Annotated in this window: 22 protein-coding genes; 10 read left to right on the top strand and 12 right to left on the bottom strand. The window is 70.2% G+C overall.

Annotated features, from left to right (window positions below; genetic code table 11):
* The first annotated feature begins 9 nt into the window (after positions 1–9).
* The 3 genes from AB0J64_RS09325 to AB0J64_RS09335 all read left to right on the top strand — a co-directional run bounded on the left by AB0J64_RS09325 (position 10) and on the right by AB0J64_RS09335 (position 5,366).
* Entirely contained in the window at positions 10–1,296 is a 1,287-nt protein-coding gene (locus tag AB0J64_RS09325; RefSeq protein ID WP_364023154.1) for a pyridoxal phosphate-dependent aminotransferase, read from the top strand.
* Positions 1,297–1,437: 141 nt separating this feature from the next.
* On the top strand, positions 1,438–2,082 hold the full coding sequence (locus AB0J64_RS09330; RefSeq protein WP_364023157.1) for a GNAT family protein: 645 nt from the start codon (positions 1,438–1,440) through the stop codon (positions 2,080–2,082).
* A gap of 254 nt (positions 2,083–2,336) precedes the next feature.
* Positions 2,337–5,366 (top strand): BTAD domain-containing putative transcriptional regulator, encoded by a 3,030-nt coding sequence (locus AB0J64_RS09335; RefSeq protein ID WP_364023159.1) that lies wholly within the window; start codon positions 2,337–2,339, stop codon positions 5,364–5,366.
* Between the two features lie 261 nt (positions 5,367–5,627).
* On the opposite strand, the gene AB0J64_RS09340 is transcribed toward AB0J64_RS09335, so the two are convergent.
* Positions 5,628–7,019, bottom strand: a complete 1,392-nt coding sequence (locus tag AB0J64_RS09340; RefSeq protein ID WP_364023161.1) for a methyltransferase — start codon at positions 7,017–7,019, stop codon at positions 5,628–5,630.
* Between the two features lie 151 nt (positions 7,020–7,170).
* On the opposite strand from AB0J64_RS09340, the gene AB0J64_RS09345 reads away from it, so the two are divergent.
* Positions 7,171–7,530, top strand: coding sequence for a hypothetical protein (locus tag AB0J64_RS09345; protein WP_364023163.1), 360 nt, complete (start codon positions 7,171–7,173; stop codon positions 7,528–7,530).
* Here the strand turns inward: AB0J64_RS09345 and AB0J64_RS09350 are convergent.
* Together AB0J64_RS09350 and AB0J64_RS09355 are read right to left on the bottom strand one after the other, a co-directional pair.
* Positions 7,484–8,074 carry a TetR/AcrR family transcriptional regulator gene (locus AB0J64_RS09350; protein ID WP_345000153.1) on the bottom strand — a complete coding sequence of 197 codons (591 nt, stop codon included), beginning with the start codon at positions 8,072–8,074 and terminating at the stop codon, positions 7,484–7,486. The genes AB0J64_RS09345 and AB0J64_RS09350 overlap by 47 nt on opposite strands.
* Positions 8,071–8,586, bottom strand: coding sequence for a GNAT family N-acetyltransferase (locus AB0J64_RS09355; protein WP_364023166.1), 516 nt, complete (start codon positions 8,584–8,586; stop codon positions 8,071–8,073). Before AB0J64_RS09355 ends, AB0J64_RS09350 begins: the two co-directional genes overlap by 4 nt.
* 58 nt (positions 8,587–8,644) lie before the next feature.
* Between AB0J64_RS09355 and AB0J64_RS09360 the strand changes: the two genes are divergently transcribed.
* From AB0J64_RS09360 to AB0J64_RS09375, 4 genes are all read left to right on the top strand, one after another.
* A complete protein-coding gene (locus tag AB0J64_RS09360; RefSeq protein WP_364023168.1) occupies positions 8,645–9,124 on the top strand; it encodes a helix-turn-helix domain-containing protein in 480 nt (159 codons plus the stop codon).
* A 42-nt stretch (positions 9,125–9,166) separates the two neighbouring features.
* The gene (locus AB0J64_RS09365) at positions 9,167–9,952 is read left to right on the top strand and encodes an SURF1 family protein (protein ID WP_364023170.1); all 786 of its coding nucleotides are present in this window, start codon (positions 9,167–9,169) and stop codon (positions 9,950–9,952) included.
* A 10-nt stretch (positions 9,953–9,962) separates the two neighbouring features.
* The gene (locus tag AB0J64_RS09370; protein ID WP_364023172.1) at positions 9,963–10,706 is read left to right on the top strand and encodes a tyrosine-protein phosphatase; all 744 of its coding nucleotides are present in this window, start codon (positions 9,963–9,965) and stop codon (positions 10,704–10,706) included.
* Positions 10,707–10,868: 162 nt separating this feature from the next.
* Positions 10,869–12,065 (top strand): amidohydrolase family protein, encoded by a 1,197-nt coding sequence (locus tag AB0J64_RS09375; RefSeq protein WP_364023175.1) that lies wholly within the window; start codon positions 10,869–10,871, stop codon positions 12,063–12,065.
* On the opposite strand, the gene AB0J64_RS09380 is transcribed toward AB0J64_RS09375, so the two are convergent.
* The 4 genes from AB0J64_RS09380 to AB0J64_RS09395 form a co-directional block, all read right to left on the bottom strand.
* A complete protein-coding gene (locus tag AB0J64_RS09380) occupies positions 12,062–12,415 on the bottom strand; it encodes a YkvA family protein (RefSeq protein WP_364023177.1) in 354 nt (117 codons plus the stop codon). The two genes, AB0J64_RS09375 and AB0J64_RS09380, sit on opposite strands and share 4 nt — an antisense overlap.
* Before the next feature lie 65 nt (positions 12,416–12,480).
* Complete coding sequence (locus AB0J64_RS09385) at positions 12,481–13,899, bottom strand: amidase (RefSeq protein WP_364023180.1); 1,419 nt, start codon at positions 13,897–13,899, stop codon at positions 12,481–12,483.
* 9 nt (positions 13,900–13,908) lie between these two features.
* Positions 13,909–14,868, bottom strand: coding sequence for an LLM class F420-dependent oxidoreductase (locus AB0J64_RS09390; RefSeq protein WP_364023183.1), 960 nt, complete (start codon positions 14,866–14,868; stop codon positions 13,909–13,911).
* Positions 14,869–14,901: 33 nt separating this feature from the next.
* Complete coding sequence (locus tag AB0J64_RS09395) at positions 14,902–15,570, bottom strand: TetR family transcriptional regulator (protein ID WP_345000134.1); 669 nt, start codon at positions 15,568–15,570, stop codon at positions 14,902–14,904.
* A 360-nt stretch (positions 15,571–15,930) separates the two neighbouring features.
* On the opposite strand from AB0J64_RS09395, the gene AB0J64_RS09400 reads away from it, so the two are divergent.
* Positions 15,931–16,674, top strand: a complete 744-nt coding sequence (locus AB0J64_RS09400) for a hypothetical protein (protein ID WP_364023186.1) — start codon at positions 15,931–15,933, stop codon at positions 16,672–16,674.
* A gap of 138 nt (positions 16,675–16,812) precedes the next feature.
* Here the strand turns inward: AB0J64_RS09400 and AB0J64_RS09405 are convergent, their stop codons facing one another.
* The 5 genes from AB0J64_RS09405 to AB0J64_RS09425 form a co-directional block, all read right to left on the bottom strand.
* Entirely contained in the window at positions 16,813–17,874 is a 1,062-nt protein-coding gene (locus AB0J64_RS09405; protein WP_364023189.1) for an aspartate-semialdehyde dehydrogenase, read from the bottom strand.
* The gene (locus tag AB0J64_RS09410; protein ID WP_364023192.1) at positions 17,871–19,145 is read right to left on the bottom strand and encodes an aspartate kinase; all 1,275 of its coding nucleotides are present in this window, start codon (positions 19,143–19,145) and stop codon (positions 17,871–17,873) included. The genes AB0J64_RS09405 and AB0J64_RS09410 overlap by 4 nt, the downstream gene beginning before the upstream one ends.
* A gap of 84 nt (positions 19,146–19,229) precedes the next feature.
* On the bottom strand, positions 19,230–19,760 hold the full coding sequence (locus AB0J64_RS09415) for a DUF5063 domain-containing protein (protein ID WP_364023195.1): 531 nt from the start codon (positions 19,758–19,760) through the stop codon (positions 19,230–19,232).
* Positions 19,753–20,352, bottom strand: coding sequence for a recombination mediator RecR (gene recR, locus AB0J64_RS09420; RefSeq protein ID WP_185069491.1), 600 nt, complete (start codon positions 20,350–20,352; stop codon positions 19,753–19,755). The genes AB0J64_RS09415 and recR overlap by 8 nt, the downstream gene beginning before the upstream one ends.
* Before the next feature lie 2 nt (positions 20,353–20,354).
* Positions 20,355–20,705 carry a YbaB/EbfC family nucleoid-associated protein gene (locus tag AB0J64_RS09425; RefSeq protein ID WP_080044223.1) on the bottom strand — a complete coding sequence of 117 codons (351 nt, stop codon included), beginning with the start codon at positions 20,703–20,705 and terminating at the stop codon, positions 20,355–20,357.
* Positions 20,706–21,013: 308 nt separating this feature from the next.
* Here AB0J64_RS09425 and AB0J64_RS09430 point away from each other — a divergent pair, with 308 nt between their 5' ends.
* Positions 21,014–22,423: a GAF domain-containing protein gene (locus tag AB0J64_RS09430; protein ID WP_364023198.1), complete on the top strand. Its 1,410-nt coding sequence runs from the start codon at positions 21,014–21,016 to the stop codon at positions 22,421–22,423.
* The last annotated feature ends 201 nt before the right edge of the window (positions 22,424–22,624 follow it).

Consider the following 22,624-nt stretch of genomic DNA (forward strand, 5'->3'; position numbering starts at 1 on the left):
GTGACAAACATGAGCGTTACCCTCTCCGCCACCTTGGCGGCAAACGAAGACATCGACCGAAGACGGCGCGCCGGGGAACGCGTGCTCCATCTCGCCTTCGGCGAGGCAGGGCTGCCCGTCCACCCGGCGCTGCGCGACAGGCTGGCCGCCGCATCAGAACGCAACGGCTACGGGCCGGTCGCGGGGGCGTCCGAGCTCAGGACGGCGGCGGCGGGCTACTGGACACGACGGGGGCTCACCACCGACCCCGAACTGGTCGTCTGCGGGCCCGGCAGCAAGTCGCTGCTGTACGGCCTGCTCCTGGCGATCGGCGGGGACGTCGTCCTGCCCATGCCCAGCTGGGTCAGCTACGCCGCGCAGGCCGATCTGGTGGGCTCGCGCCCCATCCTGGTGCCCGCACCGCCAGGAGAGGGCGGAGCGCCCGACCCCGACCTCGTGGCCGCCGAGGTGCGCCGCGCCAGGGCCCAGGGCAGGACCGTGAGCTCGCTGCTGGTCACGCTGCCCGACAACCCGACGGGCCGCCTGGCCAGGCCGGAGACCATCGGCCGCCTGGTGGAGATCGCCCGCGAGCTCGACCTGATGATCATCTCCGACGAGATCTACCGCGACATCATCCACGACCCGGACGTGCCGTACACCTCGCCTGCCGATCTCGCGCCGGAGCGCACGGTCATCACCACCGGGCTGAGCAAGAGCCTGGCGCTGGGCGGCTGGCGGATCGGCGTGGCCAGGCTGCCCGCGGGCGCCCACACGCTGCGCAGGAGCCTGCTCGCGGTGGCCAGCGAGATCTGGTCCGCCCCTGCGGCTCCCGTGCAGGAGGCGGCGGCGTACGCCTTCGGTGAGCCGCCGGAGCTGGCCGACCGCATCACGCGCAGCCGCAGGCTGCACGGCGCGGTCGCGAAGGCCGTGCACGAGAGGTTCGCCGAGATCGGGGCCGTCGCGCCCCCGCCTCAAGGCGGCTTCTACCTCTACCCCGACCTGAGCCACCTGGGGCTCGGCGGCTCCGCCGAGATCACCAAGCTCCTGCTGGAGGAGCACGGCATCGGCGTCCTGCCGGGACACGCCTTCGGAGACGACCCGGCGGCGGCCAGAGTGCGGGTCGCGGTGAGCCTGCTCTACGGCGACACCCCCGAAGAGCGATTGACCGCGCTGAACAGCGCAGATCCCCTCAAACTCCCCTGGATCGCCGACAATCTGGACTATCTGTCGAGGGGGCTGAAGGGGCTGGCCCCCATGCGGCACGGCGCCGTGCGTGAACGCCATCCCGCGTTCGTGCCGACGCCATGTCACAGTTAGGCGAATCTTTCCCCAAGAGCGGGTTGACCATCCCCCAAAAGGGGCCTGTGACCTGCAGAAACACCCTATCTGCAGAAACCTGCAAAAGATCTTCCTGAGAGCATGGTTACGTGCACGCCTTGTTCCCCTCATCATGTGCACATGCCCGCTCTTGTCACCTTGTCCGGGCGCTCCGTGCGCCTGGAACCTCTCAGCCTCGCGGTGATCGACGATCTCGTCGCCGCGGCGAGTGAAGACCGCTCCACTTACGCCTTCACTCGTGTCCCGGATGGCCGGGACGAGATGGTCTCCTATGTGGAGGCCGCCATGGCTGAGCAGGCGGAGGGCCGCTGTTTGCCCTTCGCCGTCCGGTGGCTGAACACCGACCGCGTGGTCGGTGCCACCCGTCTCATGCACCTGGAGTACTGGCAGGGCCCGATGCCCTGGCCACCGGGTACACGCGGTGCGGTGGGCGACATCCCGTCCGTGGCGGACATCGGTTACACCTGGCTGGGCGCGAGCTCCCAGGGCACGGGTGTCAACCGCGAGAGCAAGTTCCTGATGCTCTCGCACGCCTTCGAGACGTGGAACGTCCACCGCATCACTCTCAAAGCAGACGTACGCAACACCAGGTCCCGGGCCGCCATCGAGGCCCTCGGCGCACACTTCGACGGGGTGCGACGAGCGGATAGCCGAGGCGCCGACAACACGGTCCGAGATACCGCGTTCTACTCGATCCTGAGCTCCGAATGGCCGCTCGTGCGCGAGCGGCTGGCCCTGCGCCTCGGACTGGTCGAGGCAGCCTGAGAACCCGTCCACCCCGGCCCCGCCCCAGAAACTTTGGGCGGGGCCGTATTTTTTCCTGCCTGCAGCTGCTCTACATGACACGCCCCCGCGGTGTGAGTCATGCCTAGCCGACCCTCAGCATCCAGGGGCGCGTTCAACACCAGATCAAAGACGGATCAACGGAACATTTGTGGTCAGTTCGGAATCTAGGTGGGCAAACGAGTTGGATCTATCATTTGGTCACAAAACGATCCATTGGCTGGGAGACAGACGGCATGGCTGGTCAGAGCGTTGAGGGCGGGCTGAGGTTCGCCGTGCTCGGTCCTGTCCGCGCGTGGCGTGACGGCCAGGAGCTCGATCTGGGCACCCCGCTGCAGCGTTCCATTCTCGGCATGCTGCTCCTGCGTGAGGGCCATGCGGTCACCCCCAACGAGATGATCGACGCCGTATGGGGCGAGGAAGCGCCGCCGCGGGCCCTCGGCGCGCTGCGCACCTACGTCTCCAGGCTCCGCACGGTGCTCGAGCCCGACAGGCCCGCCCGTTCCCGCCCGGAGCTGCTCACGTCCATCGGCAGGGGCTACGCGCTGCGGCTGCCCGACGGCTCGCTCGACCTGGTCCGCTTCGAACGCGGCGTCCGGGAGGCCGAGAGCGCGCGCAAGGCCGGCCGGCTGTCCGAGGCCGCCCAGGCTCTGCGGGCCGCGCTGTCGCTGTTCGAGGGCGAGCCGCTGGCCGGGACCGTCGGCCCGTACGCCGAGCACCAGCGCGACCGGCTGATCGAGCGCCGCATCAGCGTCGTCGAGACGCTCATGGACGTGGACCTCGAGCTGGGCAACCACGCCAAGATCGTGTCGGAGCTGATCGCGCTGACCGCCGACCACCCGCTGCGCGAGAAGCTGCGCGCCCAGCTCATGCTGGCCTACTACCGGTGCGGGCGGCAGGGCGACGCCCTCAACGTCTTCACGGAGACGCGCGAGGCCCTGATCGACGAGCTGGGCATCGAGCCGGGCCCCGAGCTGGCCGCGCTGCACCAGCGCATCCTGGCTGCCGATCCCACGCTGGCCGCCCCCACGCCGACCGGCTCCGAGGCGGCCGAGGAGGAGCCCGCCGATGCCGAGGAGCCGCGGCCGGCGCCCCAGCTGCCGCGACCCGCGCAGCTCCCCGCCGCGGTCAACGACTTCACCGGCCGCCAGGAGCTCGCCGTACGGCTGCGCAGGCTGCTGTCCGGGGAGCCCGCGTCGCAGTCGTCACCCGAGGGCGTGCCCCTGGTGGCGATCTCCGGCATCGGCGGCGTCGGCAAGACCGCGCTCGCCGTGCACGTCGCCCACCTGGCCGGTGACCTGTACCCCGACGGGCAGCTCTACGCCGACCTGCGCGGCTACACCGACGAGCCGACCGCGCCCGAGTCGGCGCTCGGCGGGTTCCTGCGCGCGCTCGGCATCCCGCCTGACGTCATCCCCGCGGGGCTGCAGGAGCGTTCCGCCCTCTACCGGTCGATCCTGGCCGAGCGCCGCATCCTCGTCCTGCTGGACAACGCCCGCGACGCCGAACAGGTCAGCCCGCTGCTGCCCGGCTCGCCCGGGTGCGCGACGATCGTGACGAGCCGCGGCAAGCTGGCCGATCTGCCGTCCGCCAGGCTGATCGATCTCGACGTGATGGAGCCGGGTGAGGCGCTGTCGCTGTTCGCGTCGGTCGCCGGGGCAGAGCGCGTGTCGGCCGAGCACGGCGCGGCCATGGACGTGGTGGCGGCCTGCGGGTTCCTGCCGCTGGCGGTGCGCATCGTGGCCTCCAGGCTGGCCGCCCGCCCCTACTGGACGATCTCCTCGCTGGTGCCCAGGCTGGCCGACGAGCAGCGCCGCCTCGACGAGCTCCGCGTGGGCCACCTGGCCGTCGAGGCCACTTTCGCGCTCGGCTACGGGCATCTGGCCCCCGCGCAGGCACGCGCGTTCCGCCTGCTCTCGCTGCCCAACGGACCCGACGTCTCCACGGGCGCGGCGGCCGCCGTGCTGGCGGTAAGCGAGTTCGAGGCGGAGTCCGTACTGGAGTCCCTGGTGGACGCCAGCCTGCTGGAGGCCCCCGCGCCCGGCCGCTACCGCTTCCACGACCTGCTCAGGCTGTTCGCCAGGCGCGAGCTGGACAAGACCGAGCGGCCCCAGGCCAGGACGCTGGCGCTGCGCCGGCTGCTCGGCTTCTACCTGGCCTCGGCCCGCTCCGCGCACCGGCTGGCCTACGAGGGCAGCATGATCCCCGGCAATCTCGTGGTGATCGGCAGCGGGCGCGCCTTCGGCTCCGCCGAAGAGGCCGTGGCCTGGCTGATCTCCGAGGGCGACTCGCTGTTCGCCACCATCAACCAGGCCGCCGCCGCGGCCCGCACCGCCGAGCAGCTCCTGCCCGCCGCCGACCTCCTGCTGGCGATGGAGCCGCTGCTGGAGTCGGGCACGCACACGCGCGAGTTCGGCCACGCCACCCGTGCCGTGCTGGCCGCCGCGCAGGAGCTCGGCGACGCGGCGAGCGAGCTGCGCGTCCGGTACGTGCTGGGCCGGGTCCTGTTCGCCGGCAACCGGCTGAAGGAGGCCGAGGAGCACTTCAGGATCGTGTACGAGCTGTCCGCGGACCGCGGCGAGAAGATCGTCACCGGCGAGGTGCTCAACGCCCTGGCCGTCGTCGTCGGCAGGCAGCGCCGCCACACGGAGGCGCTCGAGCTGTTCGAGTCCGCGAAGCGGTTCTACCGGGAGAACGCCGTGCCGGCCGGCGAGGCCCTCGTGCTCAGCTACTCCGCGCGCGACCACCTGGGCCTGGGCCGTCCCGAGGACGCGATCGCCGCGGCGGAGAAGGGCCTGGCCATCTTCACCGAGATCGGCAGCGGCGCCGGCACCGCTCGCGCCCGCTACCACCTCGGCATCGTGCTGTCCCGGGTGGGCCGGCTCACCGAGGCCGTCCACCACCACGCCGAGTGCCTGGCCTTCTTCCGGGCCGGCAAGCAGCGGGTCTGGGAGCAGCGGGTCTGCTCCAGGCTGGCGGAGACGTTCATCGCCGCCGAGCGCTACCCCGACGCCGTGCGCCACGCCGAGCAGGCCCTGGTGGTCTCCCGCGAGATCGGCCATCCCTATGGCGAGGCGCTCTCGCTCACCGTGCTCGGCAAGGCGCTGCACGGTCTGGGCAGCGCCACGAGGAGCCTGGACTGCCTACGCCAGGCGTACGACATCTTCTCCCGGCTCGGCGCTCCCGAAGCCGGGGATCTCAAGGTCCTGATCGACGCCATCCCCGTTGCCGACACCGTCGCCGAACCCGCCGTCGTCGAGTCCTGAGTACAGCTCGTCGTCCAGTCGTGTCATCCACACATGGTTGATCAAGGCTGTCCTTCGCTGAATGCGTAGGTGCTGCAGCCCGGCCGGTCATCTTGACCGCCACACGTCGCTAGGGGGCCCGGTCATCCGGATGCTCCGCGTAGCGGTCAGCCGCCTCACATCAGACGACCGGCCGGACCTGACACGGCCCTCGAACCCCCCGGGGGTCCGTGTCTGGTCCTGAGCCTCCACCCCCGGCGTCAACGTCGAATCAACGGCGGATCAAAGCAGAAAATAACCCTCGGCTATGAGGGGCCTGACCGCGTCGGCGTCGGGAATCTCGCCGTCGCCGACCAGCTCGGCGATCACGTTGAGCAACGGGCCGAGCGCCAGCTCGCCGTCGCACACGCCGGCCAGCGCGGCCTCCACCGTGCCGACCTCCCGGCTGCGGCGCAGCCCCTGCGTCTGGCGCAGCACGATGCGCATGGGGTCCTCCGCGCCGGGCAGTCCGATGCGCTCGTCCAGCAGGCCGTCGGCAGTGCGCAGGTGCGCCTTCCCCAGCTCCTTGGTCCGGTGGGCGGCGGTGATGGCGTCGATCACGGAGTCCACGTAGTCGCCGACCGGGAGCGCGACCTGGTGGTCCAGGTGCTCGACGCGTACGACCGGGTCGAGCGTGCCGGAGTTGCGCATGGTGATCCAGCCGAACCCGACGCCTTCGACCTTGCGCTCGTCGAACCAGGCCAGCCAGCGGTCATAGTGCTCGGCGTAACCCTTGGTGCCCTGCTCGGCGGCGTCCCTGAGCCAGAGCTCGACGTACTCGGCCGGGTCCTGCACGTCGCGCTGGACCACCCACGCGTCGCAGCCGCTCTCGCGCAGCCAGCCGCCCACGCGGTCGCGCCAGTCCTCGCCCTCGACATGCAGCCAGTTGGCCAGGAAGTGGGCCTGGCCGCCGGGGGTGAGGTGACGGGGCGTGCGGCGTACGAGGTCGCGGCAGAAGCCGTCGCCGCCCGCCTCGCGATAGGTCAGCTCGCCCGTGGGCCCGATGACGAACGGCGGGTTGCTCACGACCAGGTCGAACAGCTCGTCCCCGACCGGCTCGAACATGGACCCCGTACGCGCGTCCACGCCGGAGACGCCGGACAGCTCCCAGCTCAGCCTGGCCAGCTCCACGGCCCGCGGGTTGACGTCGGTGGCCACGATCTGCTCGGCCCGTCCCGCCAGGTGCAGCACCTGCACCCCGCACCCGGTGCCCAGGTCGAGCGCGCGGCCCACCGGGCGGCGGGTGACGAGCTGGGCCAGGTTGGCCGAGGCGCCGCCCGCGCCGACGACGTGGTCGGGCCGCAGCGCCGGGTCGCCGGGGCGCACCTTGCGGTCGGAGACCACGTAGCCGCCGGTCTCCCAGGGCTGGAGGTGCACGGTCGCGCTCACCTGGTCGCCGTCGCCGCTGACCAGCCCGGAGTCCAGGACCTCCGGCGCGACGGACCTGGCCGGGACGGGAACGCCGAGCCACCACAACCTGATCAGGGTGGCCAAGGGGTCGCCGTCAGCGGTCGCCCGCAGGGCCGGGACCAGCTCCTCCCGGGCCAGCGCCGAGGCGGCCACGCCGCCCAGCCGATCGCGTACGCCCTCGATGGTGTAACCGGTCTCCAACAGGTGATGGCGTAGTCGTTCCACAGGTCCATCTTTTCACTGCGGGCCCGTACGCATGATCTTGTCACCCAACGTGCTCATACTGTTACGCAAATGACCAAGCGTTCTGCAAGCGGCGGACAAGCGGATAGCGGTATCTCTAGGGAAGTAACCACGTCGTCCCGAGGAGCGGACCATGATGATCCCCTGCTTGGCTTGTGAGTCCCAGTTCGGGCCCGACGAATACTTCAGCGCCTGCTCCGACTACAACCGCGGCCTGGACCTCGTGTCCTGGACGTGCCCGCGCTGCGGCAACCGCGACGACCTCCGCGTGCTTCCTGACGAGCTCGGGTTCGGCTGTCCGCACCGGGGCCGGTTCGACGTGCACGCCCGGGTGCGCGTGCCCGGCCTGCGCCGGCACCGCGGCGACCTGCGGCTGGACATCTCGCTCGACCGGGCGAGCTGGCACGTCTCCACCCCGCTCCGGCCGGCCGGCGTGCCGGTGCGCCTCACTGCTGGCGGAGGCTCTGCCAGGCGGCGGCGCCCAGCCCTTTGATCTCCTCTTCCGTGGGCGTGTGCGCGCCCGCGAACCACAGGCGGCACATCTCCTGCGCCGGCCCCAGCCACAGCACGTAGCACATGGTCGGGTGGACGGGCTGGAGCAGGCCGTTCTTCATGTGCGGCCGCCACCAGTCGGACACCTGGCGGAAGAACGCGCGCCTGGCCTCGGCCACCTCCGCGCCGCCCGGCTCCTGCTTGCGCGGCGGCCGCTCGCTGACCAGCAGCCGGGCCCTCTCCGGGTGCTCACCGGCCCAGCGCATGTGGAAGGCCACGACGGCCTCGATGCCGTCGCGGGCCTCCTTGTGGCCGACGAGCTCGGCGAGGAAGGCGTCCTGGTACGCGGTGAGGATCTCGGCGTAGAGCACGCCGAAGACGTGCTCTTTGCTGGCGAAGTGGTGGTAGAAGCTGCCGACGCTGACGCCGCTCTCCTCGCGGAGGCTGGCCAGCGTGGTGGCCGACACCCCGTCCTGGCTGAAGCGGCGGAGGGCGCCCTCGATGATGCGGGTCCGGCCGTCGCGTCCGTTCTTGGCACTCTTCACGCTGTCAATGGTGTGCCACCAGAACGTTGTTCCGCAAATAGACCGGCTGTATCGATCATAGCGGTCACCTCCACCGTTCCCGAGCAGACCGTCATCCGGGCATCCGGCCAGAGCCTGCGGACGAGCCTGAGCACGCGCCGGTTCTCGCCCAGCACGTCCATGCCCACGCTCCTCGCGCCGCGCACGGAGGCCCGCAGCAGCAGCGTGTCGATCAGCCGGGGCCCGATCCCCTGCCCCTGCCACCGGTCCGCCACGACCACGGCGATCTCGACGTCGGCGCAGTCGCCCTTGAAGCTCATCGCGTGGCCGACGATCTCACCGTCCCCCAGGGTGGCGACGAGCGCGTCGCGGCGCTCGTCCATCGTGAGCAGCGCGCGCACCAGTGCGGGGGCCGGGGTGCTGATGCCCGTGAAGAACCGGAGCGTCTGCGTGTGCAGCGACAGCCCGGCCAGGAAGCGCCTGATCCGCTCCTCGTCGCCGGCGCGTGCGGGGCGGATCTGAGTTCCCTGCATAGACCCAGAGTCCCAGTCGCATCTGAGTCTGTCAATTGAACTCAGGTATAATACAAAGATGAACGTTCCCTTCCGGATGGACTTCCAGGTGAACAACTGCTCGATCGAGCGCACCCTGGACATCGTCGGGGAGAAGTGGACCTTCCTGGTGCTGCGTGAGGCGTTCAGCGGCGTACGGAGGTTCGCCGACATGCAGGCGATCACCGGTGCCCCCCGCCAGGTGCTCAGTGCCCGGCTGGCCCGGCTGGTCGACGAGGGCCTGCTGCGCAAGGAGCCCTACCGCGAGCCGGGTCAGCGCCAGCGCGACGAATACCGGCTCACCGAGAAGGGCCGCGACCTCTATCCGCTGCTGGTCGCGCTCATGCACTGGGGCGACAAATACCTGGCAGGCGAGGAGGGAGCGCCGGTGGTGCTCACCCATCGCGACTGCGGCGCCCCCATCGAGCAGTACTTCCGGTGCGCCGACGGCCACGAGGTGGGCGGACCGCGCGAGGTGACCCCGGTGCCGGGGTCAGGAGCCGAGCTCAGCAGCGCATAGGCGCGTGCGGGGGCACCCCACCCGATGCCTAGTCTTGAGAGCGTGTACCGGTTCCTGCTGACGCCCAGATGGCTCGCGCTCCATGTGGTGGTGCTGCTGGTCATCCCCGCCTTCGTGTTCCTCGGGCGGTGGCAGTTCGGGCGCTTCGAGGAGCGATCGGCCAACAGCGAGCTGGTCACCGCCAACATCGAGGCCGCGCCCGTGCCGCTGGAGAAGCTGGCGCTCCCCGGCCGGCGCGTCCGCGAGGCCGACCGGTTCAGGAAGGTCCAGGTCACCGGCACGTACGACCCGACCCACGCCCTGCTCGTACGCCGCCGCCCCCAGGAGGGGCTGAACGGCTTCTACGTCCTGACGCCCCTCGTCACCGGCAACGGCACGGCGGTGATCGTGAACCGGGGCTGGGTCAAGGCAGGCGCCACCGCCGACGCCGCCCCCGAGGTGCCCCCTCCCTCCACCGGGCAGGTAACTGTCACCGGACGGCTACGGCTCAGCGAGACCGAGGAATCCAGCGGCATCAGGGAGCGCTCCGGGCTGCCGCCCGGCCAGGTGCTGCTGATCAACGCCGACAAGATCGGGCAGGGGCTGCCGTACCGGCTCGTGGGCGGCTACGTGGAGCTGACCGAACAGTCGCCCGAGCCCGCCACGGCGCCGGCGCCGGTGCCCGAGCCGGACGTGGGCGCCGGAGGCGGACTCAACCTGGCGTACGGGATCCAGTGGTGGCTGTTCATCGGCATCGCCGTGGCCGGCTGGATCCTGCTGATCCGGCGCGAGGTGGCCGAGCGGAAGGCCGGGGAGCAGTCCAAGGAGTCGGTGACCGCCGCCAATTAAGGTATTGAGGGTGATCCGCCACATTGAGTTCGCCAGTATCCGGAATTTTCGCGACGTAGGTGGATATGCCACCCAGGACGGGCGCACCGTCAGGTGGCAACGGCTCTACCGGGCCGACTCGCTCGGCTGGCTGGCCGGGGACGACCTCACGACCTTCCGCGGGCTACGCGTCCGCATGGTCATCGACCTGCGCCATCCGTACGAGATCGAGAAGGCGGGACGAGCCCCGGAGTACGAGGGGCAGGTCTACCAGAACCTCCCCATCGAGGGACGCCGCTGGGACAGGTCGGTGTACAGCGAGGAGATCGGCGTGGCGAGATATCTCGCCGACCGCTATCTGGAGATGAGCGAGGACCGCCTCGACAACCTCAGGACCGCGCTGGAGGCGATCGCGCGGGCCGAGAACGCCCCTACGGTGATCCACTGCGCCGCGGGCAAGGACCGCACCGGCGTGCTCACCGCTCTGGTCCTCTCGCTGGCGGGCGTCAGCGATGACGACATCGTGGCGGACTATGCGCTCACCGGACTGGCCACCGAGGCTTTCATCGCCGATTGGCGCAGCAGGCATCCCGACGCGCCGATGTGGCCGGGGTTCGGGCTGGCGCCCGCCGAGGCCATGCGGTTCTTCCTCACCGATCTGACGGCCCGGCACGGCTCGATCGAGAGGTACGTCACACAGGTCCTGAACGTCTCCCCCGCCACCATCGCCGAATTGCGCGCCCACCTGCTGACTGAAGCGGACTCGGACGGGTAGTGGCAGCCCGGGTCCCGCCTGCTGCGTCCAGGCGAGCGGCCCAACCCGGGCCTGGGACCGCCCGCCATCCCCCTCCCGGCGGTCCCGGGTCAACAATCTTGGAGACCCAACGGATACGTCGCAGCTTGTTCGACGTTATCCGCTCGTCGTACGGTTACCTGCGTGACTACGCCGCTGCTCCCCGACCCTGACCCGAGGCGGCGCGACTACGTGATCATCTCCGCCGACGATCATCTGATCGAGCCTCCCGACCTGTTCGAAGGCCGGTTGCCGGAGAAGTATGCCGAGGTCGCGCCCAAGGTCGTGGAGACGGAGGCGGGGCACCAGGTCTGGCGCTACGGCGGGGCCACCTACCCGTGCGCCGGCATCGACGTGGGCGCCGGGCTCCCCCGCGAGCAGCGCACGCTCGAGCCGATCAGGTTCGAGCACATGCGTCCCGGCTGCCACGACATCGAGGCCCGCATCCAGGACATGGACATCGCGGGCATCTGGGCCGCGCTGTGCTTCCCCGGCATGCTGGCCGGGCAGTCCGGCATGCCGTTCGCCAGGACCCGCGACCAGGAGCTCGGGCTCGCCCTGGTCAAGGCGTGGAACGACTGGCACATCGACGTCTGGGCGGGCACCTATCCCGAGCGCATCATCGGCCTGCAGCTCCCCTGGCTGCCCGATCCCGACGTGGCCGCCAAGGAGATCCGCGCCAACGCCGCCCGCGGCTTCAAGGCCGTCGTCTTCCCCGAGTTCCCGACCCGGCTCCGGCTGCCGTCGATCCACACCGGCCACTGGGACCCGTTCTTCGCCGCCTGCGAGGAGACCGGCACGGTCGTCGCCCTGCACGCGGGCGACTCGTCGTGGTCGCCCGTGCCCTCGCCGGACACGCCCATCGAGGCCATCACCACGCTGATGCCGACCACCGCCATGTTCGCCTGCGCCGACTGGCTCTGGTCCGGGGTGCCGCTGCGCTTCCCCTCGCTGCGCATCCTCATCGTCGAGGGCGGCGTGGGCTGGCTGCCGATGCTGGCCGAGCGCGCCGACTACGCCCTCGACCACCCGGTCGCCGGTGAGGCGTCGTGGGAGGGCGGGCTCAAGCCGAGCGAGGTGCTGCGCCGCAACTTCTTCTTCGGCACGCTCGACGACCACGCGCTGTCGGGCGTGCGGCTCGCGGTCGGCCTCGACCACGTGCTGCAGGAGAGCGGCTACCCGCACTCCGACTCGACCTGGCCGGACACGCAGAAGTCCGTGGCCCGCAATCTGGGCTCGCTCCCGCCCGCCGACATCGCCAGGGTCGCCTACGGCAACGCGGCCCGCCTCTTCGGCCATCCGCTGCCCTCACGTGCCTGGCTGCGGATGGAGGAGATCTAGGCCTCCTCTTCCAGGAGCCGCGCCTGGATGACGCGCCTCTCGTGCTCGACGTACCGCCCGCTCTCGCCGAGCAGCGCGGCGGCGAGCCACAGGAACACGCCGAAGTCGTCGGCCACGCCGATCAGCATCAGGAAGTCGGGCACCAGGTCGACGGGCGACAGGATGTAGACCACCCCTAGCCCGAGCAGGGCGAGCCTGCCCTTGCCCATGCCGTCGTACTGCCCGCGCATGACCGCGCCGACCATCCGTGGAATCGCCCTGACCCTGGTCATCAAGCTGGGCGAGCCTGGCTTGGTCACCTCGCGGTACGTCCGCCACGCCGCCGCTGCCCGTGCTGCCTTCGCCATCATGAGAACCCCCCTACCCCCGACCTCTCACGACATAACGCGTCAGCACGGCCACGAGTTCCTGACGGTCAGCGCATCGCCCCGTGCTCGAACGGCCTGACCAGCTCGATCTGCGCGGCCACCCTGATCAGCAGGTCCTCCCTCCCCGCCGCCGCCACGAGCTGCACGCCCACCGGCAGACCCACCTCAGTCGTGTGCAGGGGCAGCGAGATGGCCGGCTGCCCGGTCGCGTTGATCGGCGAGGTGTACGCCACGGCGTGCCCCGTCCTGCCGAACGCGGTGCTGAGGTCGTCCGGCGGGATCCAGCCCACCGGGAACGGCGCGACGCCCAGCGAGGGCATCAGCAGCAGGTCGTAGCCCTCGCCCCACCACGCGGCCATGCGGCGGCGGAAGCCGTCCATCCACTGGGTGGCCAGGATGTGGTCTGCCGCGTTGTGCTTGTGCGCCGCGGCGAGCATGGCGGCGTTGCGCGGCTCCAGCTCCTCCGGCTGGACGGGCTTGCCGCGCAGCTCGCCCAGGCTCGCCACGTGCGCGGCCAGGTTGTCGGCCACGACGGCGCCGAACCGCTGGGCGAAGCCGGGCTCCCCGAGCGCCCTGGGGCCGTCGGGCGCGACGTCGTGACCGAGCGACTCCAGCAGCGCGGCCGCCCTGGTGACGGCCTCGGTCAGCTCGGGCGACTCGGGCACGGCCCCGTTGGGATGCCTGGTGACGAACCCGATCCGGAGCCGCCCCGGCTCCCTGCCCACCTCGGCGGCCAGCGGCCCCGGCAGCGCGGGGGCGTCGTACGGGTCGCCCGGGTACAGGCCGGACACGACGTCCAGCGCCGCCGCCGTGTCACGCACGCTCCTGCTGACGAACCCCGCGCACGAGAACCCGCTCCACCCCTCGCCCATGGCCGGCCCGGCGCTCACCCGCCCGCGCGTCGGCTTGAGCCCCACCAGGCCGCACAGGGACGCCGGGATGCGGATCGAGCCGCCCCCGTCGCTCGCCGTGGCCAGCGCCACCATCCCGGCCGCCACCGCCGCCGCCGACCCCCCGCTCGAACCGCCCGGCGAGTACGCGGGGTCGTACGGATTGCGCGTGGGCCCGAACGCCACCGGCTCCGTGGTGATCGTGCTGCCGAACTCGGGGGTGTTCGTCCGCCCGAGCATGACGAACCCGGCCTCGCGCAGCCGCACGACGCCGTACCCGTCCACGCCGGGCTCGATGCCGTCGCGCACGTTCGAGCCCGCGCTGTACGGCTCGCCCGCCTGCCGCCAGCCGAGGTCCTTGAGCAGGATCGGCACGCCGCGGAAGGGCGCGTACTCCGGGATGGCGTCGATCTCGGCCAGCGCCCGGTCGAACCGGCGGTGGATGACCGCGTTCAGCGCGCCGTCGTGGGCCTCGATGTGCGCGATGGCGGCCTCGGCCAGCTCCCGCGCCGACACCTGCCCGTCCCTGACCGCCTGGGCCTGACCGACCGCGTCCAGCCTGAGTACGTCGTCCATGCCACGCTCCTACGCCTTCGGGGCCAGCTCCCGCACGGCCTGCTCGATGGAGACCTCCCCGGCCGGGATGGGCGCGAGAGCAGGGGTGTCGAGCCCGCTGTCCATGTACTGCCGGATCCGAGCGCGGCAGGTGGCCGCGTCGCCGTGCACGATCAGGGCGTCGACCACCTCGTCGGGGATGGCCTTGAGCGCCGCCTGCCGGTCGCCTGCCCGCCACGCCTCGTGCATGGGACGCAGCACCTCGCCGCGGCCCAGCCAGTCGTGGAAGGCGGCGTACACCGGGACGGTCAGGTAACTGGCCAGCATCCACCTGGCCATCTCGCGCACCCGGTCGGCGTCCTCGCTCACGCAGACGAACAGGCGGGCGATCAGCTCCGTGCCCTCGCCGATCTCGGCGCGCACCTTGCGTACGTCGTCGGGCGAGAGCCAGTTCGTGATCGCGCCGTCGGCCTCCTCGGCGGCCAGCCGGAGCATCCTGGGCCGGAGCGCGGCCAGCACGATCTTGGGCGGGATCTCCGGGGCCCGCTCCAGCTTGAACCCCTTGACCTCGAACGTCTCGTACGCCTCCGAGACCTTCTCCCCTGCCAGGGCCTTCTTCAGGAAGCGCAGCGTGTCACGCGTGCGCGCGTACGGACGCTCGAACCGCCCCGCGTTCCACCGCTCCACGATCGCCGGCGAGGACGCGCCGATGCCCAGCACGAACCGCCCGGGCGCCAGGTCGGCCAGGGTGGCGGCGGACATGGCCAGCAGCCCAGGACCGCGCGTCGAGACGGGCACGATGGCGCTGCCCAGCCTGAGCCCCGGCGCCCATTGCGCGGCCATGGCCAGCGGGACGAACCCGTCGGCCCCGTTGACCTCGGCGGACCACGCGTCGGTGTAACCGAGCCCGGGCAGCTCCGCGATCAGCTCCCGCGACCTGGACAGCGGGCGATCGGAGAACGGGATGGTCATGCCCCAGTTCTGACTCATCCACGCACCGTACCAACCGACCGGTATGTGGTTCTAGGCGCGCAACTCGTGGACCGCCGCGATGAAGTCCTTGGTGATTCCCCTCAAACCAGGCAGATGTGACAGCCCGACCAGCCGGTCCACGAGCGGCACCGTCACCTCGATCAGGCGGTACGTACGCGCGCACCCCGGCGAGGTGTCGTGCACCCAGAACAGCACCATGCCCATGGACAGCAGCCAGAGCAGCTCGGGCAGCTCCTCGCGGAGCTCGGCGTTCATGCGGTCGCGCGACCCCTCGACGACCTGGCGGTAGATCGCGATGGAGGCCTCGCGGGCGGGCGACGACTGCTTGCTGAACGGGCTCAGCGGGTTGGTCGGCTCCGCCGCGTGCTTGTAGAACTTGACGGCGAACTCATGGTAGGGCTCGGACACGCGTACCCACTCGCGTAGCACGCCGCTCAGCCTGGCCGCGAACGATCTCTCGGTGGCCAGGAACTCCTTGCAGGCCGCCTCGTGCTCGGCCTGGGCGCGGTCGTAGTACGCCTGGATCAACGCCTCCTTGCTCTCGAAGTAGTAGTAGGCGTTGCCCACGGACACCCCGGCCTCGGCGGCGATGGCACGCATTGTGGTCGCGTCGAAGCCGCGCTCCCTGAACAACCGCAATGCCGTCTCGACGATGACCTCTCGGGTGCTCTCCGATCCTCGGTTTCGGGCTTCGGACACGTTCGTCACTTTACGTCGTGATGGGGCACCGAGCAGAAAACCTGCTCATCTGCCTGCCGCCCCTCCGTGTGTCGGGCCAGGGCCATAGCGGCAGCCCAATTTAGCAGGTTTCCCGGTCCAAGGTCATGGAGCCGCACGGTGATCGCCGCCACAAGGCAAAGTTGCGACCGCGGCATGAGTTATCTCCTGTGAATGGTGGGATTGTCGTTTGTGGCGGAAGGGCTATTTCCGCGAAAAGGCATCGACATGTGGATACGTGGAACAGTGCGTCTCACAGCAGTCGCACTCCTCGGCGTTGAGATCTCCATAATCGCCCTGGCCTCGGCCGCTTCAGCCGCTACCCACCCCGGAGGGTCGCCGGTGCCGAGCAGCCACGACAGGGCCGAACCCACCGACTGGGACTACGACCTCGGGCCCGACTGGGATTACGAGGTCGGGCCCCGTCCTGACAGCTCGTGGGCCCGCGAATGGCTCATGATGGGCCGCAACGACGTTGTGGACCTGCTGGACCGGCCGATGAGCGAATCGGCCGACACGCAGGACCGGATCGTGGAGCCCAAGGTCGGGCAGCGGCCGCCGCGTCCTCCGGCCGCCAAGCCCGCCCAAGGGCGCGTACGCGTCCGGATGGCTCGAATATCCAAGGCGCGTCCGCGCCTGCCCCGCAAGAACGCTCGCGTCGACCTGACGCGCGTCCTGCCCCGGCAAGGGGCCATGCAGATGACCCACGCCATCGCCAGCGGCTGGCTGAAGAGCGGGGGCGTGCGGACGAAGTCGACCGGCAACTGTACGAGCAAGCACATAAACCGCTGCACCTCGCTCGACTCGGTGCGGACCGGGACGATCGCCGGAATCATGGAGCTGAGGCGCGAGAGCAAGTGCCCGATCATGGTGACGGGCGGCACGGAAGCAGGCCACGCTCCCGGCGTCTACAGCCACGGGAACGGCTACAAGCTCGACATTTCCCACAACAGCTGCGTAGACCCGTACATCACGAAAAATTATGACAAGGCCGGAGTACGCAGCGACGGCGCGCCGCTGTACCGCTCGGACTCAGGCACGGTCTTCGCCGACGAGAGCAGCCACTGGGACATCCTCTTCCGGTGAAGACCGCTCGTTCACAGTACCGGTTCGGACTCCCGCCGGCGGGACGCCACGCCTGCGAGACGGCCGGCCGGTTGCCGCGGCCGTAAGACGGCGGACGCCGCGCACGAAGCACGGCGTCACACCATCTGACGGACTGGACTACAGCTCGGCCGCGACCAGCTCGGCGATCTCCGCCGCGTTGAGCGCCGCGCCCTTGCGCAGGTTGTCCCCGCACACGAACAGGTCGAGCGTGTTGGGGAAGTCGATCGCCTGCCGGATGCGGCCCACGTAGGTCGGGTCGTTGCCCACGACGTCGAGCGGCGTCGGGAACACGCCGTTGGCCGGGTCGTCCATGAGCACCACCGTCGGCGCCGCCTCAAGGACGCGGTGCGCGTCGGCGACCGTGATCTCGCGCTCGAACCGCGCGTGCACGGCCAGCGAGTGGGTCGTGATCACGGGCACGCGCACGCAGGTCGCGGAGACCTTCAGGTCGGGGATGCCGAGGATCTTGCGCGACTCGTTGCGGAGCTTGAGCTCCTCCGAGGCCCAGCCGCCGTCCTTGTAGGAGCCCGCCCACGGCACCACGTTGAACGCGATGGGCGCGGGGAACGGCGACTCCTCGGGCAGCTTGTTGGCCAGCACCTTGCGTACGTCGCCGGCCGCCTGCCCGACCGTGCGGTCGCCGGCCAGCGCCTCGACCTCGTCGTAGAGCCGCGCGGAGCCCGCCACACCGGCGCCCGACACCGCCTGGTAGGAGGCGACGACCAGCTCGGTGAGCGTGTACTCGGCGTGCAGCGCCCCCATGGCCGCCATCATCGACAGCGTCGTGCAGTTGGGGGTCGAGATGATGTTGCGCGGCCGGTCGCGGGCGTCGAGCGGGTTGACCTCGGGCACGACCAGCGGCACGTCCGGCTCCATGCGGAACGTGCCCGACTTGTCGATCGCGATCGCGCCACGCTCGGCCGCGATCGGCACCCACACCGCCGACACCTCGTCGGGCACGTCGAAGATGGCCACGTCGATGCCGTCGAAGACCTCGGGCGCGAGGGCCTGGACCACGACGTCCTCACCGCGTACCTGGAGCACCTTGCCCGCCGAGCGCGGCGAGGCGACGAGACGGATCTCGCCCCAGATGTCCTCACGGGTCGACACGATGTCGCGCATGACGGTGCCGACGGCACCGGTCGCGCCGATCAGGGCGAGATTGGGCCTCTTGCTCATCGTCCGGAACCTCCATACACCACGGCTTCGACCTGGTCGGCGTCGAGCGAGAACGCGCGGTGGGCGGCCGTCACGGCCGCGTCGACGCCGTCCTGGCCGACGACCACTGAGATGCGGATCTCCGAGGTGGAGATCATCTCGATGTTGACCCCCACGTCGGCGAGGGCCGCGAAGAACGTCGCCGTGACGCCGGGGTGCGAGCGCATGCCCGCGCCGATCAGCGACACCTTCCCGATCTGGTCGTCGAAGAGCAGCGACTCGTAGCCGATCTGGGCCTGGATCTTCTTCAGCGACGTCAGCGCCGTCTGGGCGTCGGCCGTGGGCAGCGTGAAGGAGATGTCCGTGCGGCCCGTGGCCGCGGCCGAGACGTTCTGCACGATCATGTCAATGTTGATCTCGGCGTCTGCCAGCGTTTTGAAGATCGAGGCAGCCTCTCCGACCTTGTCGGGGACCCCGACAACAGTGATCTTGGCCTCGCTCCGGTCGTGCGCGACGCCGGAGATGATCGGCTGCTCCATCTCGGTTCCTTCGGTGTAAGGGTCGGAGACGACCCACGTGCCTTCCTTGGTGCTGAAAGAGCTGCGTACGTGAATCGGCAGGTCGAACCGGCGCGCGTATTCGACGCAGCGCAGGTGCAGGATCTTCGAGCCGCAGGCGGCCATCTCCATCATCTCGTCGTAGGAGATCCTGGGGATCTGCCGCGCCGCCGACACGATGCGCGGGTCGGCGGTGAACACGCCGTCAACGTCGGTGTAGATCTCGCACACGTCGGCCTGCAGAGCCGCCGCCAGCGCCACCGCCGTGGTGTCGGACCCACCGCGGCCCAGCGTGGTGATGTCCTTGGTGTCCTGCGAGACGCCCTGGAACCCGGCCACGATCGCGATGCGGCCCTGGTCGATCGCCTCACGGATACGGCTGGGCGTCACGTCGATGATGCGCGCCTTGCCGTGGGTGGAGTCGGTGATCACACCTGCCTGCGAGCCGGTGAACGAACGGGCCTCGTGACCGAGGTTGGCGATCGCCATCGCCAGCAGGGCCATCGAGATGCGCTCTCCCGAGGTCAGCAGCATGTCGAGCTCGCGGCCCGGAGGCAGCGGCGACACCTGCTCGGCCAGGTCGAGCAGCTCGTCCGTCGTGTCGCCCATGGCGGAGACGATCACGACCACGTCGTTGCCGGCTTTTTTCGTCGCGACGATCCGCTGCGCGACCCGCTTGATGCAGGACGCGTCGGCGACGGACGAACCACCGTACTTTTGCACAACGAGCGCCACGAGAGTCTCCCGGTCTGGACTGTGAGCTGCCAGTCTACTGGGGCCATCTCATGCGGCCGATGGGCCGTTCCACAATATGGATGATCAGACCGCGGTGGTCTCCTCGGCCACGTCGAGGCGCGAGTGCGCGGCCAGGGCCTGCAGCGCGCGCATCGCGGCGCCCGCGTGGTTGCCCCAGGTGTTGAAGTAGGAGTACTGCCACCACCAGAGCGCCTCGTGGGGACGCCCCGCGTGGTAGTGGCGCAGCCCGTGGATGAGATCGGCGGCGACCGCGGTCAGGTCGTCGGAGAGCCGGTACGGGGTGACGCCGGTGTCCTTGTACGGGTCGAACACCTCGGCGTAGTCGTCGACCGCCTCCAGCCGCTCGGCCAGCGCGGTGCGCACCCCGTCGATGTCGGGGTCCTCGCTCATCGGCGGCTCGTTGTTGCCCGAGAGGATCACGTCGCGGTTGGCGCCCAGCTTGGCGCCCGCCAGGCTCACCTGCGCGACCTCCACCAGCAGCAGCGACCAGATGGCGTCTCCACCCTCACCGCTCGCGACCCTGGTCAGACCGTCGACGTAGTCCTGCACGTGCACGGAGATCTCTTCCGCAAGGGCGCTCCACTGGTCAGACATCCAGCAGCCTCCGTCCTTCGAACGCGCGGCCCAAGGTCACCTCGTCGGCGTACTCGAGGTCACCGCCCACAGGCAGACCGCTGGCCAGTCGTGTCACTTTGATGCCCATCGGCTTGACCAGACGGGCCAGATAGGTAGCAGTCGCCTCACCCTCGAGATTGGGGTCGGTGGCGAGAATGAGCTCGGTGACCCGGCCGTCGGCCAGGCGCGTCATGAGCTCGCGTATGCGCAGGTCGTCGGGGCCGATGCCGTCGATCGGGCTGATCGCGCCGCCGAGCACGTGGTAGGTGCCGCGGAACTCGCGCGTCTTCTCGATCGCCACGACGTCCTTCGACTCCTCGACCACGCAGATCACGTGCGTGTCGCGGCGCGGGTCGCGGCAGATACGGCACTCTTCCTCCGAGGCCACGTTGCCGCAGACCCGGCAGAAGCGGACCTTCTCCTTGACCTCCAGCAACGCGTGCGCCAGCCGCTTGACGTCGGCAGGATCGGCCGCCAGCAGGTGGAACGCGATCCGCTGCGCGCTCTTGGGACCGACGCCGGGCAGCAGGCCGAGCTCGTCGATCAGGTTTTGGACGACCCCTTCGTACATGCCTAGAACCCTGGCAACTGTCCGAGGCCGCCGCCGCCCAGCCCCTGGGCCAGCGGGCCGAGCTTCTCCTGCTGCAGGTCTGCGGCGGCGCGGACGGCATCGCGGACGGCCGCGATCACCAGGTCGGCGATCGTGTCGGCGGTGTCCTGCGGGTCGCCGGCGTCGATGACGCTCGGGTCGATCTTGAGCTCGAGCAGCTCGCCCGAACCGTTGACGACGGCCGTGACCATGCCGCCGCCCGACGAGCCCTCGATCTGCGCGTCGTTGAGCTCCTGCTGGGCGCTCACAAGCTGCTGCTGCATGAGCTGGGCCTGCTCCAGCAGCTGCTGCAGGTTGACATCCCCTGGGTTCACCGTGGTGCGCTCCTCGTGGCTCCGCATTCTTGACTCCACGAGCCTACGGGGTTTGGGCGGCGTCATGTACTGGGGTGCCCCCGCCTATGGGATGTTTTTGGCCGGATCTCGGCCCCCCTCCAGCGTCCGAGACCCGGCCACCACGTCGGCGGAGCGGCCGCACCACGCCGACGCGTTGATCCAGGACCCTAACGAGCCCAACGTTGCACACAGGTTGCGTACGTTCAACCACTCTCCGCAATCCCCCCGAACGGGTTGCGCGGATCGCCCGCAAGACGGATGCTCTGAGTGACTACTTGGAGTGACCGATGAGTTACGCCGATCTCAACGCGTACTCCCGTCTTCTGCGCGGAGCACACGAAGCGGCGGTGACCGGCCGCGCCCTGCCGGAGCTGCCCCGCCGCCTGATCACCGCATCTTGGGAACGTTCCCTGCAGGCCGGGATCGATCCGGAGAGCAAGATCGCGCCGCTGGTTTACGACCTTCCCCGCATAAAGGACGCTCGTCAGGCCCATCCGCTGCGCCCGTTGCTGCCCATGATCGCCGAGACGCTCAGCGGCCTGGCCGACGAGGTGTTGATCCTTACCGATGGTGACGGGCGAGTGCTCTGGCGTGACGGCAGCCACTCGGTCATGAGCCGCGCCGACCAGATCGGCCTGGCCGACGGGCACCAATGGACCGAGGACAGCGTCGGCACCAACGGCATCGGCACCGCCCTCGCGGCCGGCCGGCCCGTGCACGTCTACTCCGAGGAGCACATCATGCGAGTGCTGCACATCTGGTCGTGCAGCGCCGCGCCCATCACCGATCCGGACTCCGGCACGATCATCGGGTGCGTCGACGTCAGCGGCACCGCGCGCAGCCTGCACCCGGCCACCGTCGCCCTGGTCACCGCCACGGCCAAGCTCGCTGAGACCCAGCTCGCGCTGCGCATGCACGAGCGCGACGAACGCCTGCGCCGCCGCTACGAGTCCCTGCGCGGGCGGCCCGGGGTGCTGCTGTCGTCCACCGGCCGTGTCCTGCTGGGCGACCCGGCGGGCGACCTGGGCGAGCGCCTGCGCCTCACCGGCCGCCGGGTGATACTCGGCGACGGGTCCGTCGGGCTGCTGGAGCCGTTCTCCGAGGGATTCCTCCTGCGTCCCGCGCCGTCCGACACGCCTCCTTCCCTCGCCCTGACGTTCCTCGGCGAGAGGCCGCCCCGTGCCACGTTCGGCGAGCTCGACCGGCCGCTGTCGCTGCGGCACGCGGAGATCCTGGCCCTGCTGGCGCTGCATCCGCACGGGCTGACGGCCGAACAGCTCTCGTTCCACCTGTACGGGGACGACGGCAATCCGGTGACGATCAGGGCGGAGATCCACCGGCTGCGGACCCAGCTGGGCGAGGCCATCGCGGCCAAGCCGTACCGGCTGACGTGCCCGCTGGAGGCCGACTTCCTGGAGGTGCGACGCCACCTGTCGGTGAACGACGCCCGTGCGCTGGCCCGCGCGTACACGGGTCCGCTGCTGCTGCGCTCGGAGTCGCCGGAGATCCGCCGCGAACGCGACGAACTGGAGGCGCAGGTACGTGCGTGCCTGCTACGGCACGGGTCGCCGGACGAGCTGTGGGCGTACGCGCAGACCTCCAACGGCCATGACGACTACGAGGTCCTGGAGCGCCTCGCCTCCCTTCCCCACACCGACCCGCGCTCCGCCGCCGCGCGCTCCCGTCTTTGCGTGTGAGCCTTTTGGAGCGCTCCCACCACCGACTTTCATTCAACGCTCCAGGCCGCGGCCGCCGACGTCCCGTCCATCGAGCATGCGACCCTGCCTCCGCCGATCGCCGATCGCCGATCGCCGATCGCCCATCGCCCATCGCCCATCGAGCAAGAGGGTCAACCCGTGCCGAACGTCGGCCATCGAGCAACCGAGAGCCGAGGCGCC

The sequence above is a fragment of the Nonomuraea sp. NPDC049695 genome (genome assembly GCF_040674955.1).
GTDB classification, from domain to species: domain Bacteria; phylum Actinomycetota; class Actinomycetes; order Streptosporangiales; family Streptosporangiaceae; genus Nonomuraea; species Nonomuraea helvata.